3 protein-coding genes and 1 pseudogene are annotated in these 3,570 nt (G+C 41.7%); all 4 read left to right on the top strand.

What is annotated here, in order from left to right:
* A pseudogene (locus Q0256_RS00450) lies at positions 1-287 on the top strand (hypothetical protein); the annotation flags it as partial.
* Positions 284-1,096: a polysaccharide deacetylase family protein gene (locus Q0256_RS00445; protein ID WP_297959019.1), complete on the top strand. Its 813-nt coding sequence runs from the start codon at positions 284-286 to the stop codon at positions 1,094-1,096. The pseudogene Q0256_RS00450 and the gene Q0256_RS00445, both read left to right, overlap by 4 nt.
* Complete coding sequence (locus Q0256_RS00440; protein WP_297959017.1) at positions 1,093-2,310, top strand: glycosyltransferase; 1,218 nt, start codon at positions 1,093-1,095, stop codon at positions 2,308-2,310. The genes Q0256_RS00445 and Q0256_RS00440 overlap by 4 nt, the downstream gene beginning before the upstream one ends.
* Before the next feature lie 29 nt (positions 2,311-2,339).
* Positions 2,340-3,548: an O-antigen ligase family protein gene (locus Q0256_RS00435; RefSeq protein ID WP_297959015.1), complete on the top strand. Its 1,209-nt coding sequence runs from the start codon at positions 2,340-2,342 to the stop codon at positions 3,546-3,548.
* The last annotated feature ends 22 nt before the right edge of the window (positions 3,549-3,570 follow it).

Raw genomic sequence — 3,570 nt, 5'->3', positions numbered from 1 at the left:
ATTTGCCGGGCTCCCCGGTTCTTGAGCATCCTGAATATAACGCGCCGCACAATCTATTTTTAGAAATTTTACTTTATAGCGGCGTGCTCGGTCTTATCTTTTACGGCGCGATCCTATTTAGCGTTTTTAAGGAGTGCGTTCAAAGCAGGCAGTTTGGGGTTCTTACGCTTCTAATTTATCTTTTGATAGATTGCCAGTTTGACCACGGCGCGTATCTGTCGAAAGAAGCGCTAAGCCTGGCTACGATACTAAGCTTTTTGGCCTATCGCATGAGGATCGAGCGATGATCTACGCGGCGGTTTTGGCTTTTGCGGCGCTTTTTGCGTGGTTTTGCCTGCGCTTTGCGTGGTGGGCAAAGGACCTGCCCTACGAGTATCCGCGCGTGCTGATGTATCATATGATCCGAGAGCATCTGCCAAAGCGTGCTTCTAAATTTAACCGTCTGCGCGTAAGTCCCGCCGCGTTTGAAAAACAGCTTGCGTGGCTGAAGCGAAACGGCTTTACGAGCTACACTCTAAGCGAGCTTGCAAGCTTGGGTAGCAAGCCTGCGAAGGCTGTTTGTATCACTTTCGACGACGGGTATCGCGATAATCTCGCGAGCGCCCTGCCTCTTTTACAAAAATACGGCTTTAAGGCGACGATTTTCATCGTGAACCGGCGCTTTGACGGGAATTGGGCGACCGATAAGGATCTGAAAAAGCCAAGCGACGAGCTAAATCGCGAGCAGATGCTAAGCGACGATGAGGTTCGCGAGCTTTTGCGAAGCGGGCTCATCGAGATCGGCTCGCATACGCTCGATCATGCAAACTTGCCTAGCCTGGACGCGGCAGAGCAGCTGCGTCAGATGAGCGAATCAAAGCGCGAAATAGAGGCGAAATTCGGCATTTGCTGCAGCGCCTTTGCCTATCCGTTCGGCTTTTACGACGAGATTAGCGTGCGTTGCGCGCGCGAGGCGGGCTTTAGCTGCGCCGTTACGACGCAAAACGACGTGTTGCGCCCTCACTACTCAAATTTTGAAATTCCGCGTATCATGGTTAGCGGCAGGCAGGGGCTTTTTAGCTTCATTTTGAAGATGAAGAAGGGCAGAAATAGATGAAAATCGCCTATCTTTGCTGCTCCAGATTTTACGGCGGCGTCGAAAAGATCGTGATCGACTCGCTAAATGAGCTTTGCAAAAGCGAGCAGACGGCGCTCATCGTGCCCGATAGATGCGAGTTTTTACAGCGTCTAGATGCGTGCGTGCAAATTTATGAGTACAAAAGCCGCGACAAGCGCTACAATCCGTTTTTGTTCGCTGAAATTTATCGGTTTTTACGCTCGGGCGGATTTGAAATTTTACATTCGCACGGTGCCAAAGCCGCACAGATCGGCTTCGTGGTCGAAAAATTTTTAAATCTTAAGCTCGTTGCGACCAAGCACAACGATCGCAAGGCGCCCGTTTTCGATCGCGTGCGAAACGTCATCGCAGCCTCGCGCAAGGTCGCAACCACGATAAATCACGCCGCGAAAGTAATATATTTCGGCATAGAGCCGCGGCGGGAGTTTGTAAATCATGAAATTTTCGCGCGCTGCAAGGACGCGGAGGACGCCGCAAATAGGGCGCCCAAGGAAGCAACGTGCGGCGACTCGGATGATGCTGCGGGCGCGTCGCGAAACATGGCTAGCGCTGCATTTGCGTCGCAAGATACGCCTGGCGGGGCGTGCGTGTCGCAAGATACGCCTTTCGATGCAGACGCGTCGCAAAATAAGACCAGCAGCGTATTCGTATCGCAACAGGGCGCAAACGCGGAGCCGGAAAATTTTAAATTTAGCATCGTCGCGGTCGGTAGGCTCGATAAGATCAAGGGTTTTGATCTTTTGATCCACGCTGCAAGCGAGCTGAAATTTGATTTCGAGCTTAAAATTTACGGCCAGGGTAGCGAGAGACAAAATTTGCAAAATTTAATCGATTCGCTAAAATTGCAGGACCGCGTGCGGCTGTGCGGCTTTTGCGATGATGTCGCGGCTGCGCTTGCCGCGGCGCACCTGCACGTCATCAGCTCGCGCAAGGAGGGCTTTCCCGTGATTTTGATCGAAGGCATTTTTTATTCGCCCGTGCTGATATCTACCCGCGTGGGTGGAATTCCAGAGATTCTAGATGAAGAATTTTTATACAATGTCGAAAATTTAAGTGATAAAATTTATGAAATTTATACAGAATATGAAAAATTTGTTAGGGATTTTTTCAAAAAGCATGTCGGATTTAGAGATATTTTAAGATTGCAAAATTATATTACCTTTCTTAAAAAATATTATGAAGAACTTGATTGAAATTTAAAAATTAAGGGGTTTTACTAGTTATGAAATTAAATAATTTTAGAATTAAATCGGTCGATTTAAAATATGATGTTATCACGATATCCATAAAATTCTTTATGGCAATGTTATTGATTTCTATACCTTTTAAAAATGCTTTCTACCAAGTGTCATGGGTAGGTTTAGATGTAATATTTTTATGTCATATTATATATAAAAAGAATTTTAATATAATATCTGATTTATTAAAGGATATTAATATTTTGCTGATTTCGTTTATAGGCATAGTTGTAGCTCAATTTATATCTAACTTTATTAATCCGGAATATTTAAACAGTAGAAGTTGGGAGACATCAATTTTGTTTACGTTCCGATATGGTATTTTATTTTTAGCTCTTTATTACTTTTATGTTATTAAAGCATTTAATATTACCGAGTTTATAATTTTTATAGTCATCTCGTTTGCTCTGCTTATTGTTACCGGAATTTGTAACGCCACAGATAGTAATAATGTGTTTTTAGATAAAGTACAGGGTGGTTTTACAGGGGGCTTTATAAGTCGTAATGTCTATGGAATGTTTATGGGATTTGCTTTTATTTTTTCATTTATTTTTATAGAAAAGCCTATTGCTAAATTGGTGTTTTGCACAATTTTATCTATTTTTACTATATTTACGTTTTCTCGTTCCTCATGGGTAGCTGCTTTTTTTGCTACTTTATTCTATTGCATTGTGAATTTTAAGCGAAATAAAAATTTAATATTAATATTTGTCACACTAGCATTTCTTGTATTAGTTGTATTACTAAATATAGAAAGTCTATCAGAAAGGTTCGGTGATCTAATCCAAGGAAATTCATCGGGAAGATATGCTATCTGGAAGTATAGCATTGATATGATAATGCAAAAACCTATATTTGGTTGGGGGATAGATGTATTTTTAAATCTTCCGGAAAGAGCTATTCGCATCGATCCAAGCTATAGCATGGCTCATAATATGATTTTAGAGATTATACTTTATACCGGATTTTTTGGTGCGATATTTTATTTTTTAGGCATAGTTTATAATATTTATAGTTCGTTTTGCTATAAAGAATTCAAAATTTCTACTATCTTTATATATTTTTTAGTAATTTTTCAATTTGATCATTCTCCATTTGTAAATAAACCTATTTTGAGCTATATAGCAGTTTTTTCTGCCCTTCTGTATGCAAGCCGAATAAATAGCAATAGCAATAGTATGAGAAATAAATAGCCGTGTCAAAAGAGAGAAATAA

This window comes from uncultured Campylobacter sp., from assembly GCF_937949835.1.
In the GTDB taxonomy this organism is placed as follows: Bacteria; Campylobacterota; Campylobacteria; order Campylobacterales; family Campylobacteraceae; genus Campylobacter_B.
This window is presented reverse-complemented; position numbering and strand designations above follow the sequence as displayed.

What these genes read in the sequence shown, in the direction of transcription:
- Q0256_RS00440 (WP_297959017.1), top strand. Translation starts at nt 1,093, where the DNA reads ATGAAAATCGCCTATCTTTGCTGCTCCAGATTTTACGGCGGCGTCGAA.
- Q0256_RS00435 (WP_297959015.1), top strand. Translation starts at nt 2,340, where the DNA reads ATGAAATTAAATAATTTTAGAATTAAATCGGTCGATTTAAAATATGAT.
- Q0256_RS00445 (WP_297959019.1), top strand. Translation starts at nt 284, where the DNA reads ATGATCTACGCGGCGGTTTTGGCTTTTGCGGCGCTTTTTGCGTGGTTT.